We start from the raw sequence: 26,776 nt of genomic DNA, 5'->3' as shown, positions 1-26,776 counted from the left end.
AGGCTGGACTGTCCGGCTAGGTCATCGAGACGGGCAAGGCGATGATTGTGGGCGGCACCCGCGAGATCCACGCGAAGCTGTACTCTGCCATTGTGATGCTGCGGCCGCACTTGGTCATAAAGCGCGCAAACCAATGGCCAGGTTGCGCGCTACATCCGCACCTCTAGCTTGGAGTGGAAGATCTCGTCACTGCCCCTATTAGCGGGGCAGCGTATTGCCCCGAAGCTGACTGGCCCACGGAATCAGCCGACTAGGTCTTTGATGCCAGCCTTCACGTCCGAGGGTTTCATAACGTGGAATGGGACGCCCACCAGCGCCTCCATTTCAGCAGCCAGCACCGGATTCGGAGTTCCATTCGTGCTCCAGTCCTTCTTAACGTCATCAGTAACGAGCAAAGCACTAGCGAATTCACTGCCTTCGCTTTGGGCGGCCATGAGGCCGCCTAGAAATTCCGCCCAGACGTAGAAGTCTCCGTCACCATCATCTCTAAAGCCGGGCGGCGTCTTAGTACGTTTGCGCTGCTGTGCGCACTCAAGAAGAGACTCCCGGGAAACTTGTGAGTACTTGGCTCGCTTTCCCAACATATCCAATAAACCGATCAAGTCGATAAGATTTTTCTGCTCGATGATGTGACCGTATTCGCTCTGGAACTCGGCTATCAACGCACTAGCACCAGTCTTCAGGGAGGAATAATGAGGCTCGATTTCCGCGATTGTCTTGTTTAGTTCTTCAAACTGTCGGTTCAACTTACCAACATACGCCTCTACGCCAGTCAGCTGATTGTTCCAAAGCTCGATCAGAACTTGGCTGGGGAGTATTATGGGCGCCTTGTGTTGCTGGGCAAAATAATCTATCAACTCCGCACCCTTGGCGCCCTTGCCCATATTGATGAAGACATTAGAGTCAAAACACACCGCCATGTCCGCACTAAACTTGAGTCCGGTCGATCTACCTCGGATGGCGGCGGCCACAGCATCAAGGATATTGAGATCCTGTCCCCATTTCAGACCCTGGAACAGTCTTGCGGACACGTCCTCATCCAGCACGTTCATTCCCCTTCATACCAGACATCTCCGGCGGCAGAGGCGAGATCGTCACCAAACCCCTGCACCGATTGCGCAGTCCAGGCCTCGGCTTCCCCCATACGCACTAACGGTTCGTTAGGAACTGCATGGGGTAGCATCAAAGTTCGAAACCCCTCCCAAGTGCTAGATCCGGAAGCACGTCGCTCGACGCTGGCCAGAAATGTGTTTCCGATCGTGGATCCCCAGTAAGTGAAGTCTTCGTCGTCAAACCCTTCCCAATCCGAAGCGTAGCGCGGACGGATCAGATGCAGCACACCAATGGGTTCGGGCGTTATTGTTTTTTGGATAATTGAGCGTCTCAGAAAGGCAAGAGTTCCCTTATTTAGGGAGCGTTTCTGCACCTGACCAACAAACTCATCTTCTGAGGGATTTAGGTCAGCAATCTCTTGGAGCGGTTCCCGCCACTCGCCAGTTTTGGCAATCTTCTTCGCCGCTTCGCTGAATCTACGTTCCACGTTGCCCGTGCCGAGCGTTCCGACGACGATTCTGCGAACAACCAGCCGCAGGAGGGCTTGCATTCCTGCTGTGGCGTCATTTGCACTGGTCGTCGCCATCACCATCGGACGAACGGATATAACCCCTAGGTCATTTAGTGAGGCGAAGACTTTTAGCCATTCCGGATCGGCCGGCCCATCTAGCGTCGGATCAATTATCTGCACGTATAAGGGAGCCCACTTGTCCAGGAGACTCATGAGTTCATCGGTAGAAGGAGGTGTCCGCCGGTCCTTACCTAGGACCACTGCGCGCCCTGACAGAAAGTCGTACAAGTCTCGAGGCAAAACGTATCCCGCTTCGATGCTGACTACATGTCGAATAAATTGGACCAGCGCATTCTCTCCACCCGCCGCTAATTGGCGCGAAATACGCTTCCAGTGCATATATCTATCATTACGAGCTAGGGGGGGCGTTTGGCTCAGCACGTAATTCTTGAGTAGATCTGCCGTAGTCAACTCGCGCCCGCGAGTATTTATGACCTCAAAGACGCGATAGGCAGATGCTGGATCAGGATGCACGAAAACGGCGAGGTAGACCCTGTTCGTGAGAAAATCAGCCCAAAGGCCCAGCCTCTTAAAGGGATCGTTCAGCAAGTCTTTCTGCAGCTCAGCCCGCAACACTCCGTGGGCGGCAACCAGCTTCGGGGACAGACTTTCGTCGTCTTGGTCTCCGTTCAGCGTGATCGTCTCTGCCATGTCCAACATTTGCTGAAACGTCTCATCGTCACGGTCATCACTAAGTGAAACTCGAGTCTTGATCTGGTCTGTTTCATAGTCGATGGACTTCAGAAAGTCAGCTTTTAGCCGATCGGCGAGTGCATTTCGTCCGGCGCGGATGGCTTCGTGGTAAAGCACCGAAGCAAGAAGAGTCAAGGTGAGTATTCTTTGCTGGCCGTCAACGACGTGTTTTTTTCCGTCTTCATCGGTCAGGATAATGAGACCCAAAAAGTAGGAGTCATCATTGAGGCCCTTTTGGAGATCTGTCCAGAAGTCACGAACCTCATCCTCACCCCAGGCGTACTCCCGCTGAAACGGTGGAACTACGAAGGTCGACCCTGACAATAGCGCGCCGGCTGAAGTAGCTGAGGCGTTTAGTGGTGTCTCCATCCCGCTATGCTAGCCGCTCATTTGGATATTTCTGCGTTACGACTAACGAGAGAGAACCCCCAACCGTCTTGTGACTGTGGGGCTTGTCTAGATTCTCAAGTTGGATTTCAGTCATCGCATGGGCATTCGCCCGTGAGCTGCGAGTCCAGTTGTAAGAACCTTCAACAAGAAACGGCCCGATCATGCCGGGTCTTGAGCTGGCGGGGCAGGGCGATCACGTCCGTTCATTTGAAAGTTTGCGGTGACCCGAGGAGTCCTTCCCTTGGTGAACTGCGAAAGCAGCTTGTCTGCGTGCTGGATTGTCCGACGAGGTCCTGCTTGAGGTCCTGCGACCTAATAAAGTAACTCGTGCTGGCCGACCTCGCCGCGTCTCTGGGCGACTTTCATGGCCACCCTAACCGCCTTAACTCGAATGTAGTTAAACGTCTTACGACTTCTCCCGGTGAGGCGTTGCTCTTCTCCAGGGACCATGCAACGAGGTGGTCGTACTCTTTGCGCCCTTCCATGTCCTCAGGTAGGGAACTCTCGGCCAGAGAAGCCATGTAGGCGTCAGCAAGGCTGTGACAGTGCTCGCCTGTGTTGGGGTTCTTTATAAATCCAGCCTCCATGGCCGCGGCCAATTCTGCGCTGTAGGCGTCCGGATTCATTCCTCGGGCGCCCTCTCCGGCGCATCAACCATGTCTCGCTTCCGCGACTTGAACAGGCCAGCAACTTTTCCACTCGCCGCGCCGGTGGCTCCTGCAAGGGCACCGCCTAGGCCCTTTACCGCAGTGAGGGCCTGCGGCTCATCCGGGATGCCGTCCCCGTCGACGTCCACAGCACGGAACGGGCGGGACACTGCAGCGGCGGCGCTTGCTACACCCGACCCCACGGCCGAGGCACCGGTTGTAACTCCTTCTCCAACTGTGCTGGCCGTCCCGGTGATCCAGCTTCCTGTCGACTTTGCAGCGTCCTCCAGAGCTGCCAGTGCGCGGTTGGGCTCGGATTCCCCTTCGTCGGCGTCTGAGGATTTGTCCTGCAGAGCTAGACGATATGAAGTAGGAGGTGGCCGGCTTGGGAGGACCACCTGTCGAGCCTTCTGGACCCTTCTGGAGGTCCATTGTCGCCGGACCGTTTCCGGAGCGTCCTGCTTTGTGCCGATTCCCGTCGCCGATGCGGATCGGTGGACGCTCCGGATCTAGTTCCGGCGCTGATGGCCCTCTGTCAGAAGGGTCCGGAATATGTGGCCCAGGGGGCTGGAACCTCCTTTTCAAAGCAAGTCGTGGGTTGCCTGCCACACTTGGCGAACAGGTAGAGCCACATTTGAAATTTGGAGGTTCCAGCTATGTTCGAGCGTACAAGCGTCGGCTTGGATGTCCATGCCCGCACTGTTGTTTCATGCGCCCTGGACGCGCAGACCGGCGAAGTCATTTTGCACCGCATGACTCCGGATCGTGGTGAGATTCTCGCCTGGATTCTTTCCCTGCCGTCGCCGGTCAGAGTCGTTTACGAGGCAGGACCAACGGGCTTTGGCCTGGCACGGTTCCTGCTGGCCTCCGGGATCGACACAGTCGTCGCGGCACCATCGAAGCTCCAGCGCCCGTCCGGGGACCGGGTAAAAACTGACGCAAAGGACGCGCTGCATTTGGCCCGGCTCCTGAAGCTGGGTGAGGTCACCGGGGTAAGAATTCCATCGGCGGACCAAGAAGCTGCACGGGATCTGGTCCGTTCCCGGGAAGACGTCCGTGGCGATCTGATGCGTTCCCGGCACCGGATTTCCAAACTGCTGTTGCGCCAAGGCATCGTCTATTCCGGCGGGCAAGCCTGGACTGGCACTCATGAACTCTGGCTGGCACGCCAGCACTTCGAGAACCCGGTCCGGCAGCTGACCTACGAGTCCTCCCTGGAAGCGATGCATGAGATCTCAGACCGCCGGGACCGCCTCGATCAAGCGATCACAGAGATGGCGTATGCGAGCGAGTACACCCCGGTGGTCAGATCACTGCAGTGCCTGCGCGGCGTCTCGACGCTGACCGCGTTTGGACTGGCCGTGGAGATCGGCGACTGGGACCGGTTTACTGGTTCCACGATCGGCGCTTACCTCGGCCTGGTCCCGACTGAGCATTCCTCCGGGCAGTCCCGGTCCCAGGGGTCCATCACGAAGACAGGCAACAGCCACGCGCGCCGCCTGCTTGTGGAGGCCGCATGGCACCACCGCAGGCCCTATAACAACCCGTCCCGGCTCATGCGGTCCAGGTGGGAGGAAGCCACCTCCGAAGCACGAACCCGCGGCCATGCCGGCAATCGGCGCCTGCACGAACGCTGGCTCAGCTACCTCGAACGCCGCAAGCGCCCGGTCATCGCCAACGTCGCCATCGCCCGCGAACTCTCCGGCTGGTGCTGGTCCCTGGCCACAAGCACACCTCCGGCAGCCCGCTCCCCAAGATCGATCGCGTCCGTGCACTGATCAGAGACAGAAAGCCCCCGGGGAAACCCAGTTGGAAGTGGTTCCTTGCAGCGCGTGGAGTAAATCCGCGATACACCTATGGGCAACCAACAACGGCCACGCCCGTCATTGCTAGACCAGCGGTAACCTCCAGCCGAACACTTCGTCCTGCGGTAACCAACCCGCGCATATCAGTCTGACCGCGCAGTCGCCAACGACACGCTGGCCACACCCAACACCTCTTCCCAGGGCACAAAAAGGAAGCGGTCCCAGGCAATCCAGCCCGAGGACCGCTTCCTCACGCTCTTGACAAACGAGACCTACATATCAGGTGTGCCGGGAACTCGTCCGGCGCCTCGGGGAACGCGGCCCGGGCGGCCACGACGACGTCGCGGCCAAATACGAAGCGGCTGACCCCGCCGGTCAACGCGCCAACTCCGTACTCGATCGCAGACTGCTGTTTTCCGCTCAGGGTTTCCCGCACGGTATCCAGCTGGCCCGTCTGCATGGTCCTGACGAGACTTTGCGCGGCTCCGCTCGGCAGCGTGTCTGCAAGCGTCGTCGCCCAGTGTGACCAGTCACCGCTGGCGGCGGCGAATTTGTGACCAACGCCCACCACGCCGTTGGGAGACGTTTCCGCGACGTCCTTGGCCATGGTCGCAATTTGCTCCTGGCTAACGCGGTCATTGGTAAGCCCGTACACCAGGGCATGAGCCTGGTCTTGGTCGAGGTCCATCCCATGTACGTCGGCGAGGGCTAGCCCAAAAATTGCCGTAATCTCGAATTGAAGCTGCTGGTCACCGGCAGGGAGGAGCGCGGCCACCCGCTGGGCCCCGTTTTTCGCAGCACCCATGGCCATATTCTTCGCGGCTACCTTGGCCGCCTCCTTAGCCGTTACCTGAACAGTCTTCTTCGCGGCCTGCTTGCCGGCAGTCTTGAGACCGGCGGCTGCGACTCCGCCACCCGGAATCAGGGAAATTCCCACCTCAGCGGCGATAGACCCAGCAGCGATGGCAGCCCCTGCAGCGGTGATCGATGTGCTGTAGTGGCGCTCCAACAACTTGATGACTTCCGCTGGCGTCGCCTCCGGACGCCGGCGCCGGATCCGCATGACGTACTTCCGGGCGATCGAATGACGGGCACTGACCGCCTTCTCGATGTCTAAGTTGGCCTCCTCGTCATCGAGCTGGGTCTACAGTGTCACGTCTTCAATATCGGCCATTGTGCTCTCCCCTTTAACCACAGGCTCAACCCTGAGCCTTTTCACAAACGCAGCAATTCTGTTCGCGGCAGAGGAGGCTAGCGCTCCTCTGCCGCACATCATCAGTGTCGCGCAAGATCCGGCCGCTCTCAGCGCGCCACGCGGCACCACTTCCGGCCACGCCTACTTCCACTGCAAGTCCACCGGATAGTTAGTACCGTCCTCATATGGAGCGAAGCTTCTCGATGTGACGGTGCTGTTCCTTGTCGTCTTGCTTGACGTGCACGCTGACGAGGACGCGGTCGCCGTCCGGCTTGTAATAAATGCGACCCATGTCCTCGCTACCAGCAACCCCCGTGGCAAGTTTCGAAACCTCGCGCCAGCCGCGCATGCCTTCCAAATCCTTGCCCACAACCTCGCCCATATCAATCTGCACCAGCGATCGCATCATAGACGCTGATGAATCGAGGTTGGCCAATACTTCAACGCTGTCGAGAACGAAGGTCAGCCGCGAGAAGGCCACATCCAGAAATCCAGGAACACCACGACGAGGTGCGCGGGCCGTCGCGTTACCGCTGCGCCGCGCTCGCTCCTGTTCCCCGAATTCTTGGAGCCGTTCTTGTAGGCCGACGACAGTTGCCTCGAGTGTCAAAATCCGTACATCGCCTTGCTCCGCCTGATCACGGAAGCCCGCCAGACTGCTGCGAAGTTCGGAGTTTTCCGCGAACGCCAGTTCGAGAAGTTCTTCGGTCTCGGCCTGACGTTTCAGGAGTATTTTCGTTTCAACAGCTTGCCGCGGATCACGACTCAGCTCTTCAAGCTGATCTTGTAGTGCCTTTTGATGATCTAGGGCCCGGTCTAAATCGTCGGAAAGTTTTGACTCCCGACTCGAGGCGGCAATGAGCCGCCTTTTCAGGAGCGAGGCTTCCGACTCAGAGGTGCTGAGACGCTCCCTGAGTTCGGCGGTCAGATCGACCAATTGCTCGACCTGTGCTGCGAGATCCTCTAGCGGCGGAACTGAAGGTTCCGGAGCGGGCGCCGCTGTTGGCTCGGCCGGGGCGGGCGAAAAGACGGCGGAGATCTGAGCCACGACCTCTTCGTGGCTGCCTTTAAACCGTAGCCGGGCGAACCAGTCGTAGAACTTCCCCTCGTGTGTGGGACGATGGCTGACGTCCCACCTCTGGACCGAAAGACCGCCGGCCTCGAGTGCGGCGACGACATCCGTTGCAAGTCGCTCAGGGGCGTTAAAGACAAGGTAATGACCAAAGCGATTGGTCTCGACCTCCCACTCACCGTGGAAACCCAGGAAGTTCTGCTGCTCACCGACGTCGTCAGATTGCGGCGCGTAGGGGATAGAAGCTCCTGCGAAAAGGAACCTGCTGCAGTCCTCGACTTCCCACGATGCCCCGGAAATGTCGACCACGTCGTGGGCAAACAACGGGTACACTGCGCCGTCGTAGACTATGCCGGCATATCCGTCCGGAGTTAGTCGGACCGGTCGACGAACAAGTTCCGCAACTACGGACGCACCATCTTGGATACGTACAACGACTTGCTGAGAAGCCATTTCAGGCTACCGAGGCGCACCTACAAGCGGGATCGCCCCACTTACGCTTACAAACGGCACACGGCTTGTAGTAGAGGTGCTCGATGAGTTGCTCATCAGTGGCCTGGTCCGGACCAGGGAGCCTCGAAAACGCATGAGGACGATGCTGATAAAGCACGTCTCCGGGAACCAGCCTCGGATCCTGTTGATCGGCTACGTTGGCACGGGCGATCAGGCCGTCATTAGGTACATAGGCGTCAGTGTCAGCAATATCAATTGGCCCCAGGTCATTGCTGCCCGGGAGTCCGATGCCAAACTCCAGGTCAAAGTAGGACCCATGTGCCTTGTCGCCCCGCTGCTTGGACATAGCGCTGACAGACAAGATGAGGTTGTCGTCGACCTTTACGTCGAGTTCCAGCCGCTCGACGAGAGGTGGCGCCGTCTTGTCAACAGCAATGGCTACCATTCCGAGAGACGTTCTCGGATCGCTGGCCTGGGGTTGATCAGCAAGCTCAGTTGGCGCCACTATGGAGAACTTTGCCGCCCCGTCAGTCGGATCGGTGCAGTACAAGTGAAAGCGGTCTTGACATACCTCGCCATCATTCGGCATGGCCGTTCCGGCCCTCAACAATGGAAGGCGTGAACCACGTGCCATTTCCAGCTCAATGGGCTTTGCCAGCACCAGCCGCTGTGAGTCGTGAGCTATGCGTGCCGCTCCCTGCGAAACAAGCGTTGCACTGTTCTCAGGGACGAGCACTCGTTCAGGCCCGAAGAGTTCGTGCAGCCGGCTGCGGATGCTTGGCATCGCGGCCATGCCGCCAGCAACCAGGCAAAGTGAGACTTGAGCGGGTGCCATTCCCACGCTGTCGAGGAGCGATTCAATCTCCCTGATGCCTGATGTCACAAGAGGTCGTGTAATTGCGTCCAGCTCTTGCCGCGTCAGCGGGTACTCAAGCGTGGTTTCGGATTCTGGGAAGTAGCCTGGACGATAGAAAGTGACGCTCGGCCGCTCCGAGAGTGCAATCTTGTTCCGTTCCGCATCCTGCAGCAGCCTGAGCCGTGCTTCCTTCGTGGGGTGATCAGATTTGGAGATCCCGTGCTTCGTAGAGAATCGCGCGACGACCTCGTCACGAATCACTTCATCGAATTTGTCGCCCCCGACTGTGTCAGTTCCCCCGTTGCGGAGCTGGAGGATCCGCCCCGGCTCGATTCTGCAAAGTGTGAGGTCGAGGGTACCGCCACCCCAGTCAACGACCAGTACGTTGCGTCGCATCAAGCCCCGGATTTCGCTGTCGGTATCTGCTGCACCGCGGAGGTAGCCGTAGAGGGCTGCAAGTGGTTCGTGAACAAATTGAGCCACAGAGATTCCGGCATGGGCGAACGCTTCTCGAAGCGCCGCGCGTCTCGGGCCGTTCATGTTCACAGGAATCGTGACCACTGCCCGGTCCAGCTCGCCCAGCACTTGTCGCTGACCGCTTCGCCGTGATTCGGAACGGACGTGGCGGATGACATCGGCAACAATCTCGATGGGACTGCGGTCGACCCCTCCGACAGTCACTGACTCCTCGCCCAGGAGAAACTTTGGGGAGCGCACGGTGTTGCCATACACGCCGAGACCGACTTCTTCAAGCGCATGGCGGGCCTCGCGTCCGACGACGACTTCCTCGCCCTCGTATCGGACGACAGATGGGTGCGGCAGGCCCTCATCGTCCAAAACGTCAATAACACGGTCGCCAACGACCACAGAAACCAGACTGTTAGTCGTTCCGAAATCAAAACCTGCAATCATTGCACTCCCCCATCCAGTTCCTTAAGGCGCGTGACCTCACCACCGATTGCGGTGAGTGCCCTGTCCACGAACTCCTCCGCTACACCTGTGCTTCCATGGCGAAGGGCGTGAAGCCCGTCCCCTAAAAGCTCAGCCTGAGTAGAGAGCCGTCGAATCACCTGCGTTCTGAGAGCCTCATAGTCATCGACGTGGTGGCTCTTATCGACCACGCGGTTGCTTTGCTCTACGGAAAGCCGTAGCTCAAGTTCATTGGCTTTAGCTGCCAACTCCGCGGCATGTGCTCTTGCCTTTTCTAGATCTGCTGCCAGTCTTTTTCCCAAACCCTCGGCCGTTATGGCACGAAGCTCCTGCTCCCGTGCTTGTGAAATGGCCTTTTCTGTTTCCCTCTTCGAGTTATGGAGAACATGCTCGAAGTGCCGTGAGACTTGGCTCAGGGCTTCCGTATTTCTTGCTGTCGCCAGAAGAGCAGCCGTCTTGTAAGCACTCGGCAGTGCCGGGGTGTCCCAGACGGTGGCACTCATGTCTTCGATGAACTGTCGCGAAGTCCACCGATCGCGGAGAACGCGGAAGAGTTCCAGAGCGGTTACCGCGTTTGTGCGAAGCCGCACCCGGCTTGCGTCGCTGAATTCAGATTCCTCTTTCAGCCCCAAGTCGCTGAATCTAACCTGCTTGGCAGCACGGTTAACCTCTTCGGCGGTAAGCATCTTCAAGGGCTGCTGCTCCGTCAAGTGCTCAATCCGCCCCTCGAAGAGTTTGTGGCTGGCGAAAGCCACGACAACTAGATCGAGAACGCGGCGACGCACAAGCGTTTCTGATCCCAGCTCAGCCAGCGATGACAATAAAGCCGGCGGGACGGCGAATAACAGATCTCTACCCGCTAATTGCCGAACAGTATCGGTTTCTGCTTGCTCATCCTCTGGCCGTACGGACAGCTCGAATATATCCTTCCGCGACAAATTTAGCTTTCGTCCCGCTTCGCTGTAGGCATATTCCATCAATGCGAGGATCGTTTTGGGCCGCTCCCGCTTGCTGCTGTTTCCCGGGTTGGGCTGCTGTGGGCCGGTGGCCGCTGGTTCCCTGGAAAGGGGCGAGTGCGAGCCGTCAGTCGGATGAACTCCAGTGGGTCCGTCGTCTGTTGTCAATTTCTAAGAACTCCTTGACGTTGAACTCGAGGTCGGAAACTTCTGTACCACTTCTCGCTGAGACGGCTGTGTCGAAGGCTTTCGGCATGTCGCAGCGCCGCAGCGAGGTCTCCTACAGCCAGCGCATGCTCAGCCGCCACCAGATGGAGCTTAAGCGCGTCGTATGGTCGTTGCGAGCCAATATTGGCAGCCAGCTCAGCCATGTCACCGCCTGCTGTTCCATCGAGTGGCAATGCAGTCCACCGGAGCACTTGTTCGATTACCGAGTCGCTGAGCGCGACGTCCAGGCTCGGGTGTGGCGACTGCGACAGCGCATCGGGCAGCCAGCTTTCCCCTTTGAGGAGCGCCTGAAAGCGTAGGGATACTTCCGCAACGCGTTGGCTTTTGGTCTTCGTCATGGCGCGTTCGAATTGGTTGTAGTGGAAGGCAACGATGCCGCATATAGCCTCTGCTGGAGGGCGATCGAAACTTCTCAAAATTCCGACAGCCTGATCATATTTGCCCTCATAGCCACTGCCCTCACCCGCCCGCTCGGAACCCTCTCCCGCAGCAGCATCCTCGCGTGCCAGAACCCCGTAAAGGTAATTTGCAAGGCCGGAGTGATACCGGACAGCAGTCCGATGTTGCTTGCAGCGCATGATGAAGTCGTCGATAGATCGGCGGCTCAGCTCGCCCCCGTCGACCAGGCGGGCCAGGGCAGCGTCAACGCCGTCAAGATCGTCCATATCAGCCAGAGCGAACTCGAACTGGAAAGTTTGCACAACATCCAGATTCGAAAGCGTCACGTCCACAACACCGCTCCGCTGAGACGACAGAAATTCTGCAGCGCCTCCGATTGGAATTGTCTTGCCGTTGACACTCACAGCCTCAGCTGTCCGTATGACCCAATCCTTCGGCATGGTTTCGCTGGTGATGATTAGCCGACTCCTGCCGCATTCCCGCCCATTGAAAACGAGAACAGGACGTCGCACGGGGTGACCCTCAAAAGTGTGTACGCGCAGATCGCTGGCCGTTGAAAACTCCACTCCACATGTCGTACACGGAAAGGTCACCTGTTTCGGCTCCACGAACGGATTTGAACCTTCGCCTGTAGGCTCATGAAATTCCATGTAGCCGGTGTGCCAAAAACCCACTATCGTTCGACCTGCCCAAGAGACAGTCGAGAATCAATGGGCGTAGGGCGGCGAAGGCCATGCACCCAGTGCCTTTTCTCCGTGTGGCGCCCTTGCAGGTCTCCGGACCCACTCATGCCTTTCCTTTCGACGAACCCCCAACGCCGATCAGCCATAGCTGAGCAAGCCGTTATCATTAGTTCGAGATCATATCCCTGCTGGCAGTGCCGTCGCGTACGCAACACTTCCATTACGCCTTTAGGTCTCAACTCTTTTCCCCTGTCCGATTCGTGGTCATGGTGCACTGTTCGTGCTTCGCAATTCCTGTTCTTATTCATGAGTGGTTGCTCACCCGCCACATTGCCCCTGCCATGAAGAAACACTCCAAAGCGGACGCTTCGTGTGAGTGTCCTGCCCCCAAGGAGCCGACCAGTTGCGCACCAGAGGTTCCAGGAACCGGTCAACTAAGGAATTTGAATCCGGGCAGCCTCCTGCAGCAGCGGATCAGAAATCATGACGGTGGCAGCACCCGGAGCAATATCGAAGGCAACGTTGCCCCGCGCCTTGTCGCCGGGCAGAACCTCGCCTGAGCCCAGCTGGTTATCGGCGAACATGCTCATGTCTGCCTTACGCCCGTTGGCATCCTTCGCCGAGAAGTAGAGCGGGTTGGAGCTCGTCTTGCCGGATTCCGTTTCCCAGAGGACGTCCAGAAGCAGGTAGGTGCCGTTCTTGGGCGGAGTAGCGAACGCGCCGGTCGTGACAGAGTCGGTGCGGACGGCAGATACGACAGTGATCCTGGCGACGTTGCCGTTGCGCATCTTCACGGAGAATGGAACGCCCACCGTAGGCGCCGCCGGAGCAGCAGGAGCGGGCGACGGCGGTGCTGCCGCTGCCGGGGCTGCAGGCGCAGCGGCAGACAGCGCAGTCGCCTCAGCAGACGCCGTGGTGGAGGCGATCGGGCTGGAGTCGGAAGCCTGATTGCTTCCCCCGGAGCAGGAGCCCATGAGAATGCCGACCAGCAGGACGCCTGCCGGGACAACGAAGCGCTTCTTCTTGTAGAACGGCCGGGCGGCAGGTGCACCGGCGGCAGGCGGGACAGGGGCAAAGTTCTGGTTGGTCATGATGGTGCCTTTCAGTGATGCGTTTGGATGATGCTGCGGGGGTTTAGTGGCTACTGTTTTTCCCATTTACCGCAGCGGGTTGAGTTGAAGTCCTGCCCTGCCGAGAGGGTGACAACCGGTCGGCCGCCGCCGGGGATGTCGTTTTCGATGATGTCGCTACCGTTGCTGCCGCTGCGGTAGATCCCCCAGTAGCAGGTGGATCCCACGGCAGCCGCGGCCCGGTAGGTGCCGGGTTCGATGTCGGTTCCCACCGTCCACGTGCCGTCGCCCACCGTGCGCGCCGCCTTCGCCTTCTCGGCTCCGGTCACGGCGTCCTCGCGGGCCTTGATCGCTGCCTCAGCCGTCTTCACGGCAGCATCGGCCTTGCCGACTTCGGCCTCCCTGGCCGCAACCTTGGACTCACGGGACGCCATGCCGTTTTCAAGCGAGTCGTACTTGCCTTTCAGCGAGGCGTAGCTGGAAAGCGCCGCGTCCCGCTCGGTCTCGACGGTGGACTTCTCACCGGCAAGGGACTTGTACGCGGTGCTTTCCTTGGGATCCAGCAATGCCGTTCCGAGGGCCGTTCCGCCGGCTAACAGCACGACGGCGGCCGCCGCCAGAAGGACGGGCTTCTTCCGGCCCCGCTTGCTCACCCGGGCAGGAGTCCGCTGCCCGGATTGACCGGATTGGTACGTCTGCTCAGCGCCGGGGATCTCCCCTGGGCCGATGTCGTTGTTCAACACTTAGTTCTCCCCATTTCGTGAGTCGTGCAGGTCGGCGGCGGGATACCTCCCCCCAATGTGCGGTTTCCCGCCACCGCCACAGCTCCGGAGGATCACCTCGTAGCTGCAGGAAAAAGCTATTGGGCGCTTGGTCGCCGACGCAGCTAAAAGACTGATAAAGGGGGTTATCAGATCCAACCCGGAAATGTCGGCCCGCTCCGTTAGGCTTTGGGACGTACCAACGGAAAGGGGGCAACAATGGACACATCCATGACCACAATGCGAATGACATTGTCGGACGTAGCATCTCTCGCACAGGTTCAACGTCCTGTTGTCTCGATGTGGCGGAAACGCAGCAGCGCAGGGCCGCTGCCATTCCCTGCATCCGCCGAAACCGTAAACGGCGTCGAAATCTTCGACGCCGACGAAGTCACCGCATGGCTGCAGGCAACCGGACGGGGCAACAATCCGGAGGCAAGGAACGACGTCGCCGTTCACGCCAAACCCGCGGCTCGCGCCGACTCGCTAAAGGACGGCCGCAAGACCTTCGACGGCCTGACTGCGCTGCTCGCACTGAAAGTCATCACCGGACAGGCGCTGAGCAACCGGAGTGCATCCCGTCTCCTAGACGAGGCCGATGAGGCAGATCCTGATGATCTGTTCCTCTATTCGGAGTTGGAGGCCCTGGGATCCGCTCTTCCCGGGCTGGCCAGCTTCGCTGACAGGCTGGCGGACAGCGCATACAGCGCTCCAGCGGCGTTTGAAAAGCTGCTGACCCACCGCTTCAAGGAGGGCCTGAGGGAGCATGCGGACACCGCTCTCACGGCTGCTGGGCTTAAGCTCGTCGGCGCTGCGGCCACAGAGCTCGCGGCCACGCTGGACAGCCGGCCCGTGTTCGTGGACGCCACACCGGGCGGGAGCGACGTCATACTCAGCATCGCCCAGCAGTTCAGCGAGTCAGAGTCCGTCACCATTCTGGCAGCTGATCACGACGGCGGCGCCTCCCGTTTGGCCCGCCGGCGCCTGGCAGTGCATGGTGCGGACAGTGGGCCCGTCAAGGTTGATAGCAAAGGCGCCTTCGCCGTCAGCGGTCCTGCAGTCCATGTGGCGCAGTATCCAGCGCCCGGTGAACCCGGTCTGGACACCGAAGGCATCCTGTCCGGCATCGAGAACATCGTGCTGCAGATGGATGACTCCCAGCGGGCAGTGGTGATCGCACCTGCGCGGGTCCTGTCCGATGTCCTTGTCGGTGAAACTGGCAACATCCGCGCCGACCTGCTGCGGTCCGGCCGGGTGCGGGCCATCATCCGGCTCACACCCGGGCTCCTTCGGTCAAAGCCACGCGAGCCGCAGGCTCTTTGGGTGCTGGGGCCGTCCTTTGCCGACGTACCCATCGCAGACCGGTGGACCATGGTGGCGGACCTCAGCACTATCCCGCTGACCGTCGACGTGAGCCAGGACCTGATCAGCGACATCGTCGCGTCGATGGGCAACCGCGCCACAATCCGCGCCCACTCCTTCCGGTTCGCCCGGCTGGTACAAACCAGGATTCTGCTTGCGGGAGCCGGCGCCCTGGTCAGCGGGACGTCCAAAAGGACACCCGCGTCCCCGCGCGGCGCAGAGGCCGCGCTCCGCGTCGACGAACTCGTCCGGGCCTTGGCCGCACCGGGGACGAATTCCGGTGCTCAGCTTCCTGGTGTTCAGCCCTCGGCCAACCATTCCTCCCCCTCCCCCTCCTCCGTGACAGGACTTATCGGCTCCGGGCACCTCAAATACGTGAAAGGCATCCGGGTCGAAGAGCAGCACATCAATACGACGGCGGGAAGCAGGATCCTTGGCCGGGAGGAACTGCTGGACCCGCACAGCGCCGCGGCGCGATTCATCACCCTGCTGGAGTTCGCGGCCAACTATCCGGCCGGACGGCTCACCGAACCCGGCGACGTTGTCTTCTGTACCAGCCCGCGGCCCGCGGCGATCGTGGACGCGGCCGGCGGCGCCGTCGTCGTCTTTCCCGCCCGGATCCTGAGGATTGATCGAGGTGACCCGGGCGGCCTGCTGCCCGCCGTCGTCGCCCACGACATCAGCAACCTCAACCCGGCAGACAAGTCCTGGCGCAACTGGCAGTTGCGCCGCACACGCGAAGCGCAACGCCAACCGCTCAACATCGCCCTGAACCGGCTGCAACACGAGCAGGCCCAGGCGCGCGAACGACTCAAACAACTGGAACAACTCGCTACCCTGATTACGGACGGCGTAGCGGGCGGAAGCCTCACCCTGACAGACACTATTACCCACGCCGTACCAGAAGAAGGAACTGCATAATGCCCCCGAAAGTAAAGGTGGACCTCGCCCCGTCCACCATGAAGGAACTCAAGGACACGCTCTGGAAGGCGGCGGACAAGCTCCGCGGCTCGATGGACGCCTCACAGTACAAGGATGTGATCCTGGGGCTGGTGTTCCTGAAATATGTGTCGGACGCGTTCGAGGAACGGCGCGAACAGATCCAGGCCGAGCTGGAAGCTGAAGGGCTCAACGAAGAGCAGATCGCCCAGCTGATCGACGACGTGGATGAGTACACCGGCCGCGGCGTCTTCTGGGTAGCGCCCCGCGCACGCTGGACCTACCTTGCAGAGAACGCCAAGGGCCTGGACGCGGTGGACGGCGCAGCACCCAAGTCCATCGGGTTGCTGATCGATGAGGCCATGGAGCTCATCATGCAGGACAACAAGTCCCTGGCCGCCACGCTCCCCAAGATCTACAACCGCGACAACGTAGACCAGCGCCGCCTGGGCGAGCTGCTGGACCTCTTCAACTCCGCACGGTTCACCGGACAGGGCGCCAGCAAGGCGCGCGACCTGCTGGGCGAGGTGTACGAGTACTTCCTGGAGAAGTTCGCCAAGGCCGAGGGCAAGCGCGGCGGCGAGTTCTACACCCCCGCCGGCGTGGTCCGCGTGCTGGTGGAGGTGCTGGAACCCCATCGCGGGCGGGTGTATGACCCCTGCTGCGGTTCGGGCGGCATGTTCGTCCAGGCCGAAAAGTTCCTGGCCGCCCACCATCTGGAGGGCTCGGACATCTCGGTCTACGGCCAGGAGCTCAACGAGCGCACTTGGCGAATGGCCAAGATGAACCTGGCAATCCACGGGCTGAACGCCAACCTCGCCTCGCGCTGGGGCGACACGTTCGCCCGCGACCAGCACCCGGAACTGACAGGCAACAACGGCGCGGACTTCATCATGGCCAACCCGCCGTTCAACATCAAGGACTGGGCTCGCTCCGAGTCCGACCCGCGCTGGAAGTACGGCGTCCCGCCGGCCGGCAACGCCAACTACGCCTGGATCCAGCACATCATCTCCAAGCTGGCCCCCGGCGGCAGCGCCGGCGTGGTCATGGCCAACGGCTCCATGTCCTCCAACTCCGGCGGCGAAGGCGAAATCCGCGCCCAACTGGTCGAGGCCGACCTCGTCTCCTGCATGGTGGCCCTGCCCACCCAGCTCTTCCGCAGCACCGGCATCCCGGTATGCACCTGGTTCTTCGCGAAGGACAAGACCGTCGGCCCGCGCGGCTCCGTTGACCGGACCGGACAGGTGCTCTTCATCGACGCTCGGAACCTCGGCCACATGGTGGACCGCGCCGAACGCGCCCTGTCCGACGACGACATCGCCAAGATCGCCAACACCTACCACGCCTGGCGCGGCACCGCCTCGGCCGTTGAGGCAGGGCTGGCGTACGACGACGAGGCCGGCTTCTGCTATACGGCAAGTCTTGCCGAGGTTAAGGCTGCCGACTATGCGCTGACGCCCGGACGGTACGTCGGTGCGGCTGACGTTGAGGACGACGGCGAACCGATTGAGGAGAAGATCGCCAGGTTATCCAAGGAACTGTTCGAGCAGTTCGAGCAGTCCGAACGACTGGGTGCTGTTGTGCGCGAGCAGTTTGGGAGGGTCCTGTGAGCGCGTGGCAGGAAACGACGCTCGGTGAGGTGCTCAATTTTCAGCGTGGTCATGACATCACGAGGGCAACGCAGCGAGATGGCATAGTCCCCGTGGTTTCATCAGGCGGTATAAGTAGCTACCACGATACTGCCGCCGCCAAAGCTCCCGGGGTGGTGATCGGTCGAAAGGGTACTTTGGGCAAGGTCTTTTATATGTCTGAAGACTACTGGCCGCACGATACGACTCTCTGGGTCCAAGACTTCAAGGGCAGCCATCCCCGCTTCGTTTACTACTTCATGAGCCAGTTCGATACTGCGTGGCTGGACGCAGGTTCTGCGAATCCAACCTTGAACCGAAACCACCTACATCCGTTGAAAGTCCGCTGGCCATCGTTATCCGATCAACGAGCGATCGCGGAGGTGCTGGGGTCCATCGACGACAAGATCGGCGCCAACATCAAGCTCGTCGAGTTGGCAGACGAACTGGCTGCCGCGCTTACTCGTTTTGGCGTGGACACCACCGCATCCGTTGCGTTGTCAGAGATCGCCGACATAGTCATGGGGTCTTCGCCTTCAGGTACGAGCTTTAACGAGACTGGCGAGGGCACCGTCTTTTACCAGGGCGTCAGAGACTTCGGGGTTCGATTTCCAAGCAACCGGGTTTGGACCACTGCCCCTGCCCGGCTCGCCATGCCTGGCGACACCCTTCTGAGTGTCCGAGCCCCCGTCGGCCGTGTCAATCTTGCGACGGAAGAGACGTGCATAGGGCGTGGCGTGGCGTCAGTGCGTTCATCCAGTGACCAACCCTTCACCCTCTTCCATCTCCTTAAGGATTCGGACGACGCTTGGGCCCCGTTTGAGGCCGAAGGCACGGTATTCGGATCGATTAATAAGGGCCAGTTGGCTTCCCTCCAAGTGCCTCGGCTAAAGCCAGAGCACGAAATGGTGCTGGAGACAAAGCTGGCACCACTTGAGGGCACCATTTCCTCATTGCTCGCTGAGAACTCGAAGCTTGCTGAAATTCGCGACGCGCTTCTCCCCCAGCTCATATCCGGAAAGCTTCGGGTCAAGGACGCGGAGAAGGTCCTAGAAAACGCCGGGTCATAAACGGGCAGCCCGGGTGTAGTGGGCAGCTTGAAATAACCGACCGAAGCCTGAGTAAGCTGAACAACAAATCGATTGTGGGGGAATCACAGTGACAGCACCAGCAGTAGCCTTTTCAGAAGCGGACTGGGAGGGCGCCGCAAAGGAGCGGCTCGGAGAGTTGGACTGGAAGCCGCTGGAGGGCCAGGCGATCGCGCCTGGCACCGGGGAGCGGGAGTCCTGGTCCGAGCTCCTGATCCGGCCCCGCCTCCTTGCCGCCCTCCAGCGGCTTAACCCGGCAGTCCCGGCACAGTATTTGCAGCAGGCGCTGGCGGAGCTGGCCTCGCCCAAGTCCAACGACGCGATGGCCGAGAACCACCGCGTGCACAACTGCCTCGTGGACGGCTACCGCCTGACCTACATCGACTCCGACGGCAACGAAGCCAACCCGACCATCCGGCTGCTCAGCCAGGCGCCGGACCAGAACGACTGGCTCGCCGTCAACCAAGTCACACTGGTCCAGGGCGACTACAAGCGGCGCTTCGACATCGTGCTCTACTGCAACGGCATGCCCGTCAGCATCATCGAACTCAAGAAGGCCGGCAGCGCGCACGCCGCCCTCCCCGGCGCCCACGCCCAACTCCAGACCTACCTCCGCGAATTCCCCACGGCGTTCCGCTTCTGCGTCTTCACCCTCGCCAGCGACGGGATCCAGGCAAAGTACGGAACGCCGTTCACCCCCTTCAACCACTTCTCACCATGGAACGTTGACGACGACGGCGTCCCCGTCCCCCAGGGCTATATGGTCGACGGCGACGCCGTCACCGCCCTGGACACAGCGTTAGACGGCCTCTACAACCAGGAGCGATTCCTGCAGTTGATCCGCAACTTCACGGCCTTCAGCCAAGGCGCTGGCGGATTGGCCAAACGTATCGCCAAGCCCCACCAGTACTATGCCGTGACTAAGGCGGTGGCCAGCACCATCCAGGCGGTGGAAAGCAACGGCAAAGCTGGCGTCGTCTGGCACACCCAGGGCTCAGGCAAGTCCATGGAGATGGAACTATATGCCAACATGGTGGCCCGGCAGCCGAAGCTGAAAAACCCCACCGTCGTGGTCATCACGGACCGGAATGAACTTGACGGCCAGCTGTTTGAAGGCTTTGACCGCAGCCTGCTCCTCGCCGAGTCGCCCAAGCAGATCAAGAAGCGGTCCGAGCTGCGGGACGAGTTGAGCAACCGGACCACCGGCGGCATCTACTTCACGACCCTGCAGAAGTTCGGGCGAAGCAAGTCAGAGAAGGACGCCGGCGCCGATCACCCGCTGCTGTCCGATCGCCGCAACATCATTGTTGTGGTAGATGAGGCTCACCGCTCGCACTACGACGACCTGGACGGCTACGCCAGGCACCTACGAGATGCACTCCCCCATGCCACGCTGATCGCTTTCACTGGTACGCCGATCTCCTTTGATGACCGGAACACACAGGAGGTCTTCGGCGACTACATCGACATCTACGACCTGACCCGTGCGGTGGAAGACGGCGCAACAGTGCCTGTGTACTTCGAGCCGCGCCTCATCAAAGTGGGGCTTACGGAAGGCGTCACGGAAGAGGACCTCGACAAGTCGGCGGATGAACTGACACTGGGGCTCGACGATACGGAACGCGCGCGCATTGAGGCGAGCGTCGCCGTCGTGAACGCCGTCTATGGTGCGCCGCAGCGCATCGCTGCTCTCGCCGAGGACCTGGTGGCGCACTGGGAGAACCGGCGCGAACGGATGGGCAAGTTCATCGAAGCGCCGGGCAAGGCGATGATCGTCGGCGGAACGCGGGAGATCTGCGCGAACCTCTACTCGGCCATCGTGGCACTGCGACCTGAGTGGCATTCGGACGACCTGTCGAAGGGCAAGATCAAGGTGGTCTACTCAGGCGACGCGACCGATGTGCCGCCGGTGTCAGATCATGTCCGCCGCGATTCCCTGAATGCCCAGGTAAAAGAGCGACTCAAGGACGTCAACGACGAACTGGAGCTGGTGATCGTCAAGGACATGATGCTCACCGGCTACGACTCTCCCCCGCTGCACACCCTGTACCTGGACCGGCCGCTCAAGGGCGCTCTGTTGATGCAGACGCTTGCGCGGGTCAACCGCACGTTCCGCGGCAAGGAGGACGGGCTGCTGGTGGCATATGCACCGCTTGCCGAGAACCTGTCCAAGGCGTTGAGCGAGTACACCCAGTCTGATCAGGCGAACAAGCCAGTGGGCAAGAACATCGACGAGGCTGTAGGGCTGACGGTGTCCTTGGTGGAGGCGCTGCGGTCCTTGTTGGCCGGCTATGACTGGAAGTCCGTGCTGATGAAGGGCGGCCCGAAGTCGTTTCTCAACGCCGTGACTGGCGCAGTCAGCTACCTGCGGAATCCTGGTACTCCCGGTAATCAGCCTGCCGACGGTGAGGAGTCGGTTGCCGCTAAGTACCGCAAGTTCTCCGGCCAGCTGTCGCGGGCATGGGCGCTGTGCTCCGGCTCGGACACTCTTGCCGAGCTGCGCCCTGAGATCCAGGTGTATGAGGAAATCCGGGTCTGGATGGCGAAGTACGACGCCGCGGACCGGCAGGCCAGTGGCGAGCCCCTACCTGAAGAGATCCAGCGGCTGCTGGGGAATCTCATTGCTTCCGCAACCTCCACCGGTGAAGTACTCGACATTTACGAGGCCGCCGGCATGCCCAAGCCGTCACTGGATGACCTTACACCCGAGTTCATCGCCAAGACGCAGAAGGCACGGAACCCACAGCTAGCCATCGAGGCGCTGCGAAAGCTCATTGCCGATGAGTCTGCCTCTTCCACGCGGAACAACGTAATCCGGCAGCGCGCGTTCTCGGAGCGGATCACCGAGCTGATGAAGAAGTACACGAACCAGCAGCTGACGTCCGCTGAGGTTATCGCTGAGTTGGTGGAGCTGGCGCGTGAAGTCGCCAGGGAGGGCAAGCGTGGTGAACAGTTCACGCCCCCGCTGAACTCCGACGAACTTGCATTCTACGACGCCGTCGCGCAGAACGAGTCAGCCGTGGAGGTCCAGGGCGAGGGCGTTCTGGCTGACATCGCGCGGGAATTGGTCGCTGTCATGCGTCGCGACGTCCGCACTGACTGGACGGTTCGCGACGACGTCCGCGCGAAGCTTCGCTCCTCCATCAAGCGGCTTCTTGTGCGATTTGGGTACCCGCCGGACAAGCAGCCGGAGGCCATCAAGTTGGTAATGGAGCAGATGGAGTCGATGGCTCCGCGCTTCGCTGACGCCCGCATCTAGCACCTACATCTTTCTGCCAACGGGCAGCAAGCAACAAATCACGAAAATGGGAAAACTATGTCGTCTTACGATCCGTCTACAAGCTACAACAACCCCGCCGTTCCTCCGGCCCCGGAGAGCGCTCCCCAAGTGAACGTCGGCAAAGGTAAAGGCCGGATTAGGAAATTTGCAGCGTCCGCAGGGCCAATCCAGCTGACGCGTGTCATCTTGGGCGCAGTCCTCGGATTGTTGTGCATCTTGACCTGGGTCGGCACCGGACCTGCCGCTGTCGACGCCGGCAGCCCTTCCAAGTGGAAGTCCGACCTCGCTGCTGCAAGCGTCAAGAACGATGTCAATAACGGGGAAACAAAGGGAGCCCCTCAGCAGTCGGTGGTCAACGGTTGGTACGCCAACGATATTGCTGCTATCACAGCCACGCAGAACACCTACATCGCCGCCAGTTCCGCCCGCAACGGCACCCTCCTGACGCTGCTCGGCCTCGGAGTTGCCGGCGAGCTGATCCTTCGAGGACTGGACCGTGCACGACTTTCGGCAGCAAAGCCCGTGACGCCACAAGGGACACATATCCAGTGACCAAGCGCATCATGATCGTGCTGCTAGGCACGATCGTCTTGGGACTAGCCGTCGTGGGCATATCGGCTATGGCAGGGTACAACCCACTTCAGCCTCAACGGATCGACCGGAGCCAGCCTGCCCTGCTGAAGTCGGTCAAAGACATCAGCCGCTATCATGCCGCTGTTGGTAACTTTGAAACAGTGCTGGACATCGAGGACAACATCGCTGGCATCCCAACCCTCATTACCGGACGACGAACCCTGTTCGTTGCCGCCGGCACGGTCGACGCCTATGTCGATCTCTCCGGTTTCGCGGACAACGACCTGACACTGTCAGCCGACGGGAAGTCGGTGACTGTGCGGTTGCCCGAGCCACAGCTGGACAAGCCCAACTTAGACCACGACCGATCCTACGTGTTCAGCCAAGACCGCGGAGTCCTGGACCGGATCGCCGACGCCATGGAGGCGCCCCAACAGGCACAGTTCTTCAAACTTGCCGAAACCAAGCTGGCTTCCGCCGCGGAGGAGTCGAAGCTGCGCCAACAGGCCGCCCAAAACACAAAGTCAATGTTGACGGGGATGTTCAGCTCCCTGGAAATTCAAGCCACTTTCCTCTGAAAAGAATGACGCTGCTTCCCTTGGCGTGCGGGGTCATTCAATAGGCGGCAGCAAACGGACCCCGCACGCGGCGTTATGCGTCCGAGAGGGGGTGGACCTGCCCCGCGCTGGATCTGGACCCGGCTGAGCGGCGCTGCCGCACCTTGTTTGGTATTGCTCGGCTGGCCGGTGGACAGCTCGTGCATCCCCCTGCCCTGCGCCTGTTGACGACTGAGACAAGTTGGGTGTGGCCAGCTGGGCAAGTCCAGCAATATTTTCTTGTTCCTGGCACCACTTCCGAAGGAGCAAAGCCATTGCGACCGTGATCCCAGTCGCATACTAGCACCGGCTCGCGTGTGGCGAGGTCGGACACCCCGAGCTGCAGGATCTTCCCTGTCTCCATAGGGCAGGTCAGTTTCGGGTACCTGCAGCGGTTTGATATGCGCCGTTCGAATTCATGGCCATTGGGGCAGACCCACCACACCTTCGTGTCTGACCCTACCAGGACCTGATCGGGGGTTAGTTTGCCATTTCGGGTGTGGTGCCATTGTGCCGCGACATCCGGCCGCTTTGTAGCTAAGTCGTTGAACCCGACCAGCAGGGTGCGGCCTTTGCAAACGTTACAACGTCCACCGGAGGCAACAAGGCGAAGGGGTGTCCGCTTGAATGGGTGCCCTTGAGGGCATCGCCAGTGGATACGGTCTTTCGCATTGCCCGCAGTAATTTCTCGGGGTGTCTTTTCATTGCTGCTCTCGGGATCCCACAAACTTGCTAATTGGGCGTGTGTTGTGGCGAGATCGTTTGTGCCCGCGAGCACTTTGCCGAATCCACAGTGGGGACAGCCTGTTCCCCGCAGGGCGCGATGAACGAATGTTGCGTCGTAGTGGTGGTTTTGTGGGCAGATCCAGTGTCCCTGCTTGTTGCTTCCCGGTGACACTGTCCACGGCGATGGCCCAGATTGTAATTGCTGGTCCCATTCGTCGAGGAGCCACGGCATCTTGTCTGCGAGCGAGTTGTACCCTGGAAAGACTTTGCGGCCGGAGCAGGCCGAGCAGGCTGACTCGTATGGACCGTGCAGGGCATTTTTGGGAGGGTGCTTTCGACTTACGTGTCCTTCCGGGCAGAGGTAACGCGTAATGGTTGCTGTTTGCCGGTAACGATCGTCCCACCATTGCTGGTCGTTTCTGTCGCGTGTCCGGAGGCAGTCCAAGAAGGTGTGGAAAGGTTGAAGATGGCCATTGGAGCTGGACTCCGGTTTCAGGGGGTCGATGATGGGTCCTGGGTCTTCCGTGTTCCATTCATCTTCGAAACGGTGCCTTGCGGCCGCCGCTGTCCATCTAAGCACGAGCCACGCTTGGTCTGTCCCGGCATCTCCGACAGGATTTTTAGCCTCCTCCATCCTGCGCGCGACTGCCTTGTAGACGTCAATGTACGGCTGGTTTTGATCACTGACAGCCCTAATAACCTCTCCATCCATAACTGTCTCCAGTATTGCGGCGGCAGTGGGAAGGTCTGTCGGCTGCGGAGCGACGCCCCCTTCACTTCGAACTGCCGACGCCGCTCGTCGCAGTACTTCTTTGATGATCGATACCGATGCGCTGCTGTTATGAATTCGCGCAGCTGCTTTGGCAGTATCTCCATCCACGGCTCGGGAGTGCGGTTCCGCCGGCGGCGGGATGGACCAAGGCGGCAATGGTTCACGACTCTTGATCAGAGTAGGTCCAGCCCACGTCTGGTGGAGGGGACAAACGAGTCGAGCATAGTCTGGATGCAGTGCCACGATAGCGCCATGACTGCACGACAGACAGGCATGCCATACAGTTCTTGAGGTCTGCCCTAGTAGAAGCAGCCGATCGGCCCTGCTTCCGGCCAACTCCTGGCAGAGCGCCAAGGCTTGGCGCTCTGCAATGTCCTGGTCGATTCGGCTATGAACCGGCAGGCTTTCGCGTCGCCGGTAGGCTGAGACCGCGACACGCCACAGGTGGCCCGGGTAGGCCCCAGTGGCAGCGTCGATCCGGGCTGCATAGCTCGCGACAATTTCCCCGGCAAAAGGAAGCGGCGTCATAGCCAGCGGCAAGTTGCCTGCCATGTCAAAGTTCATCGACAGCTCCATGTCGGATAGCTGCTTTGAAGAGACCCTCCTCAGCGATCTCCGCCGCTTTAGCTTCTGCCATGCCGCGGGTGAGCACCTCGCCCTCCGGGTTACCGGCGTCGATAAGGTCCAGCGCTACCCTGCTGACGAGGGAATTTAGGACTCCTATTGGGACTGCCCCGGCTTTTGTTGACTTGGGGTCTTAGGCCGCTGTGAGCGCGGTCCGGTTGATTGTTTCATATTCGATTGGCGTGAGTTTTCCCAGCCGTCTTTGCCGTCGCCGGCGGTGGTAGGTCCGTTCGATCCAGGTCGTGACGGCCAGCCGGAGGTCCTGCCTGGTGAGCCACCGTTGACGGTCCAGGACGTTCTTCTGCAGCAGCGAGAAGAACGATTCCATCGCGGCGTTGTCCGCGCACGCACCAACCCGGCCCATCGAGCCGGTGAGGCCGTGGCGCCGGAGGGATTCGACAAAGCGGCGTGACCGGAACTGGGACCCTCGATCCGAGTGCACCACTGTCCCTGCCGGGCGGCGTGCCCGCACCGCGTTCTCCAGCGCGGCGACGGCCAGCGAGGACTTCATCCGCGAGTCCATCGAGTAGCCGACGATCCTTCCGGAGTAGACGTCCTTCACCGCGCAGAGGTAGAGCTTGCCCTCGGCGGTGGGGTGCTCGGTGATGTCCGTCAGCCACAGCAAGTTCGGCGACATGGCGGTGAAATCCCGCTCCACCAGGTCATCGTGAACCGGCGGCCCCGGTTTCCGGTTCAGGCCACGCTTCTTAGAGAACACCGACCAGATACTGTGGTCCCGACACAGGCGCTGGACCCTGTTCTCACCCGCCGTGATGCCCTTCCCGGGTAACTCGTCGGCGATGAACCGGTACCCGAATGCCGGGTCGTCGGTGTGGATGTCCAGTGCGGCGTTGACCAGGTGCGCATCGATCCAGTCGCGTTCCGTCACCGGACTGGCCCGCCACCGGTAATAGCCTTGCTTGCTGAATCCCAACACCCTGCAGGTCACCGCGACGGGGACACCGTCGGCGGCAAGATCCGTGACCAGCGGGTAAATCATTTTGGGTTGATGTCCCTGGCCAGATAGGCAGCAGCCCGACGCAGAATCTCGTTCTCCTGCTCCAACAGGCGGTTGCGCTTCTTCAGCTCCCGCATCTCGGCCGACTCGGCCGCCGCCGGGCCGGTCCCGGATTCCTTACGCTCCGCGATGGCAATCCAGCGCTTCAACGTCGTGACCGACAGCCCAAAATCCTTCGCAATCTGCGCCAGTGGCGCCTCGCCCTTCCGAGCCACATCAATAACATCCTGGCGGAACTCCGCCCCATAAGCCGTGGGCATGGTCAACATCCTTCCACGAGCACAAGCTCGCTAGGTCAAGGAGTCAACAAAACCGGGGGCAGTCCCCTGGGGCGTCTACAAGGTGCCGGTGAACCTAGCCGTGTTGAACACTCACCACACGCCCTACTGTCTCTCCAGCCCGGACGAA

19 protein-coding genes are annotated in these 26,776 nt (G+C 60.4%); 8 read left to right on the top strand and 11 right to left on the bottom strand.

Annotated elements, in window-relative coordinates; translation table 11 throughout:
* Positions 1 to 242: 242 nt before the first annotated feature.
* Positions 243 to 1,052, bottom strand: coding sequence for a PIN-like domain-containing protein (locus tag AC4EEO_RS08100; RefSeq protein WP_491340237.1), 810 nt, complete (start codon positions 1,050 to 1,052; stop codon positions 243 to 245).
* On the bottom strand, positions 1,049 to 2,686 hold the full coding sequence (locus AC4EEO_RS08095) for a DUF262 domain-containing protein (RefSeq protein WP_491340236.1): 1,638 nt from the start codon (positions 2,684 to 2,686) through the stop codon (positions 1,049 to 1,051). Before AC4EEO_RS08095 ends, AC4EEO_RS08100 begins: the two co-directional genes overlap by 4 nt.
* 1,324 nt (positions 2,687 to 4,010) lie before the next feature.
* On the opposite strand from AC4EEO_RS08095, the gene AC4EEO_RS08090 reads away from it, so the two are divergent.
* A complete protein-coding gene (locus AC4EEO_RS08090; protein WP_491329093.1) occupies positions 4,011 to 5,132 on the top strand; it encodes an IS110 family RNA-guided transposase in 1,122 nt (373 codons plus the stop codon).
* A gap of 277 nt (positions 5,133 to 5,409) precedes the next feature.
* Here AC4EEO_RS08090 and AC4EEO_RS08085 read toward each other — a convergent pair whose 3' ends face one another.
* From AC4EEO_RS08085 to AC4EEO_RS08055, 7 genes are all read right to left on the bottom strand, one after another.
* Complete coding sequence (locus AC4EEO_RS08085; protein WP_491340235.1) at positions 5,410 to 6,222, bottom strand: hypothetical protein; 813 nt, start codon at positions 6,220 to 6,222, stop codon at positions 5,410 to 5,412.
* A 313-nt stretch (positions 6,223 to 6,535) separates the two neighbouring features.
* Entirely contained in the window at positions 6,536 to 7,759 is a 1,224-nt protein-coding gene (locus tag AC4EEO_RS08080) for a hypothetical protein (protein ID WP_491340234.1), read from the bottom strand.
* A gap of 121 nt (positions 7,760 to 7,880) precedes the next feature.
* On the bottom strand, positions 7,881 to 9,647 hold the full coding sequence (locus AC4EEO_RS08075; RefSeq protein WP_491340233.1) for an Hsp70 family protein: 1,767 nt from the start codon (positions 9,645 to 9,647) through the stop codon (positions 7,881 to 7,883).
* Positions 9,644 to 10,789 (bottom strand): hypothetical protein, encoded by a 1,146-nt coding sequence (locus tag AC4EEO_RS08070; protein ID WP_491340232.1) that lies wholly within the window; start codon positions 10,787 to 10,789, stop codon positions 9,644 to 9,646. The genes AC4EEO_RS08075 and AC4EEO_RS08070 overlap by 4 nt, the downstream gene beginning before the upstream one ends.
* Positions 10,786 to 11,898, bottom strand: a complete 1,113-nt coding sequence (locus AC4EEO_RS08065; protein WP_491340231.1) for a hypothetical protein — start codon at positions 11,896 to 11,898, stop codon at positions 10,786 to 10,788. Before AC4EEO_RS08065 ends, AC4EEO_RS08070 begins: the two co-directional genes overlap by 4 nt.
* A gap of 467 nt (positions 11,899 to 12,365) precedes the next feature.
* A complete protein-coding gene (locus AC4EEO_RS08060; protein WP_491340230.1) occupies positions 12,366 to 13,022 on the bottom strand; it encodes a DUF4352 domain-containing protein in 657 nt (218 codons plus the stop codon).
* 50 nt (positions 13,023 to 13,072) lie between these two features.
* Complete coding sequence (locus tag AC4EEO_RS08055; RefSeq protein ID WP_491340229.1) at positions 13,073 to 13,744, bottom strand: Rv1352/Rv1906c domain-containing protein; 672 nt, start codon at positions 13,742 to 13,744, stop codon at positions 13,073 to 13,075.
* A 249-nt stretch (positions 13,745 to 13,993) separates the two neighbouring features.
* On the opposite strand from AC4EEO_RS08055, the gene AC4EEO_RS08050 reads away from it, so the two are divergent.
* The 6 genes from AC4EEO_RS08050 (at position 13,994) to AC4EEO_RS08025 (ending at position 23,210) form a co-directional block, all read left to right on the top strand.
* Positions 13,994 to 16,045 (top strand): hypothetical protein, encoded by a 2,052-nt coding sequence (locus AC4EEO_RS08050; protein ID WP_491340228.1) that lies wholly within the window; start codon positions 13,994 to 13,996, stop codon positions 16,043 to 16,045.
* Complete coding sequence (locus AC4EEO_RS08045; RefSeq protein WP_491340227.1) at positions 16,045 to 17,673, top strand: class I SAM-dependent DNA methyltransferase; 1,629 nt, start codon at positions 16,045 to 16,047, stop codon at positions 17,671 to 17,673. Before AC4EEO_RS08050 ends, AC4EEO_RS08045 begins: the two co-directional genes overlap by 1 nt.
* The gene (locus tag AC4EEO_RS08040) at positions 17,670 to 18,761 is read left to right on the top strand and encodes a restriction endonuclease subunit S (RefSeq protein WP_491340226.1); all 1,092 of its coding nucleotides are present in this window, start codon (positions 17,670 to 17,672) and stop codon (positions 18,759 to 18,761) included. Before AC4EEO_RS08045 ends, AC4EEO_RS08040 begins: the two co-directional genes overlap by 4 nt.
* Positions 18,762 to 18,849: 88 nt before the next feature.
* The gene (locus AC4EEO_RS08035) at positions 18,850 to 22,038 is read left to right on the top strand and encodes a type I restriction endonuclease subunit R (protein ID WP_491340225.1); all 3,189 of its coding nucleotides are present in this window, start codon (positions 18,850 to 18,852) and stop codon (positions 22,036 to 22,038) included.
* A gap of 237 nt (positions 22,039 to 22,275) precedes the next feature.
* Complete coding sequence (locus tag AC4EEO_RS08030; protein WP_491340224.1) at positions 22,276 to 22,611, top strand: hypothetical protein; 336 nt, start codon at positions 22,276 to 22,278, stop codon at positions 22,609 to 22,611.
* Positions 22,608 to 23,210, top strand: a complete 603-nt coding sequence (locus AC4EEO_RS08025; RefSeq protein WP_491340223.1) for a DUF4230 domain-containing protein — start codon at positions 22,608 to 22,610, stop codon at positions 23,208 to 23,210. The genes AC4EEO_RS08030 and AC4EEO_RS08025 overlap by 4 nt, the downstream gene beginning before the upstream one ends.
* Positions 23,211 to 23,283: 73 nt before the next feature.
* On the opposite strand, the gene AC4EEO_RS08020 is transcribed toward AC4EEO_RS08025, so the two are convergent.
* On the bottom strand, positions 23,284 to 24,186 hold the full coding sequence (locus tag AC4EEO_RS08020) for a zinc-ribbon domain-containing protein (protein WP_491340407.1): 903 nt from the start codon (positions 24,184 to 24,186) through the stop codon (positions 23,284 to 23,286).
* 1,090 nt (positions 24,187 to 25,276) lie between these two features.
* Here AC4EEO_RS08020 and AC4EEO_RS08015 point away from each other — a divergent pair.
* Positions 25,277 to 25,441 (top strand): hypothetical protein, encoded by a 165-nt coding sequence (locus AC4EEO_RS08015; protein WP_491340222.1) that lies wholly within the window; start codon positions 25,277 to 25,279, stop codon positions 25,439 to 25,441.
* Between the two features lie 42 nt (positions 25,442 to 25,483).
* On the opposite strand, the gene AC4EEO_RS08010 is transcribed toward AC4EEO_RS08015, so the two are convergent.
* Positions 25,484 to 26,628, bottom strand: a protein-coding gene (locus AC4EEO_RS08010; RefSeq protein ID WP_491340221.1) for an IS3 family transposase whose coding sequence is annotated in 2 segments (ribosomal slippage) — positions 25,484 to 26,352 and positions 26,352 to 26,628 — 1,146 coding nt in all. Because the reading frame shifts where the segments join, the coding sequence is not laid out codon by codon here.
* Positions 26,629 to 26,776: the final 148 nt, after the last annotated feature.

Source organism: Pseudarthrobacter sp. MOO13, assembly GCF_058267655.1.
This window is presented reverse-complemented; position numbering and strand designations above follow the sequence as displayed.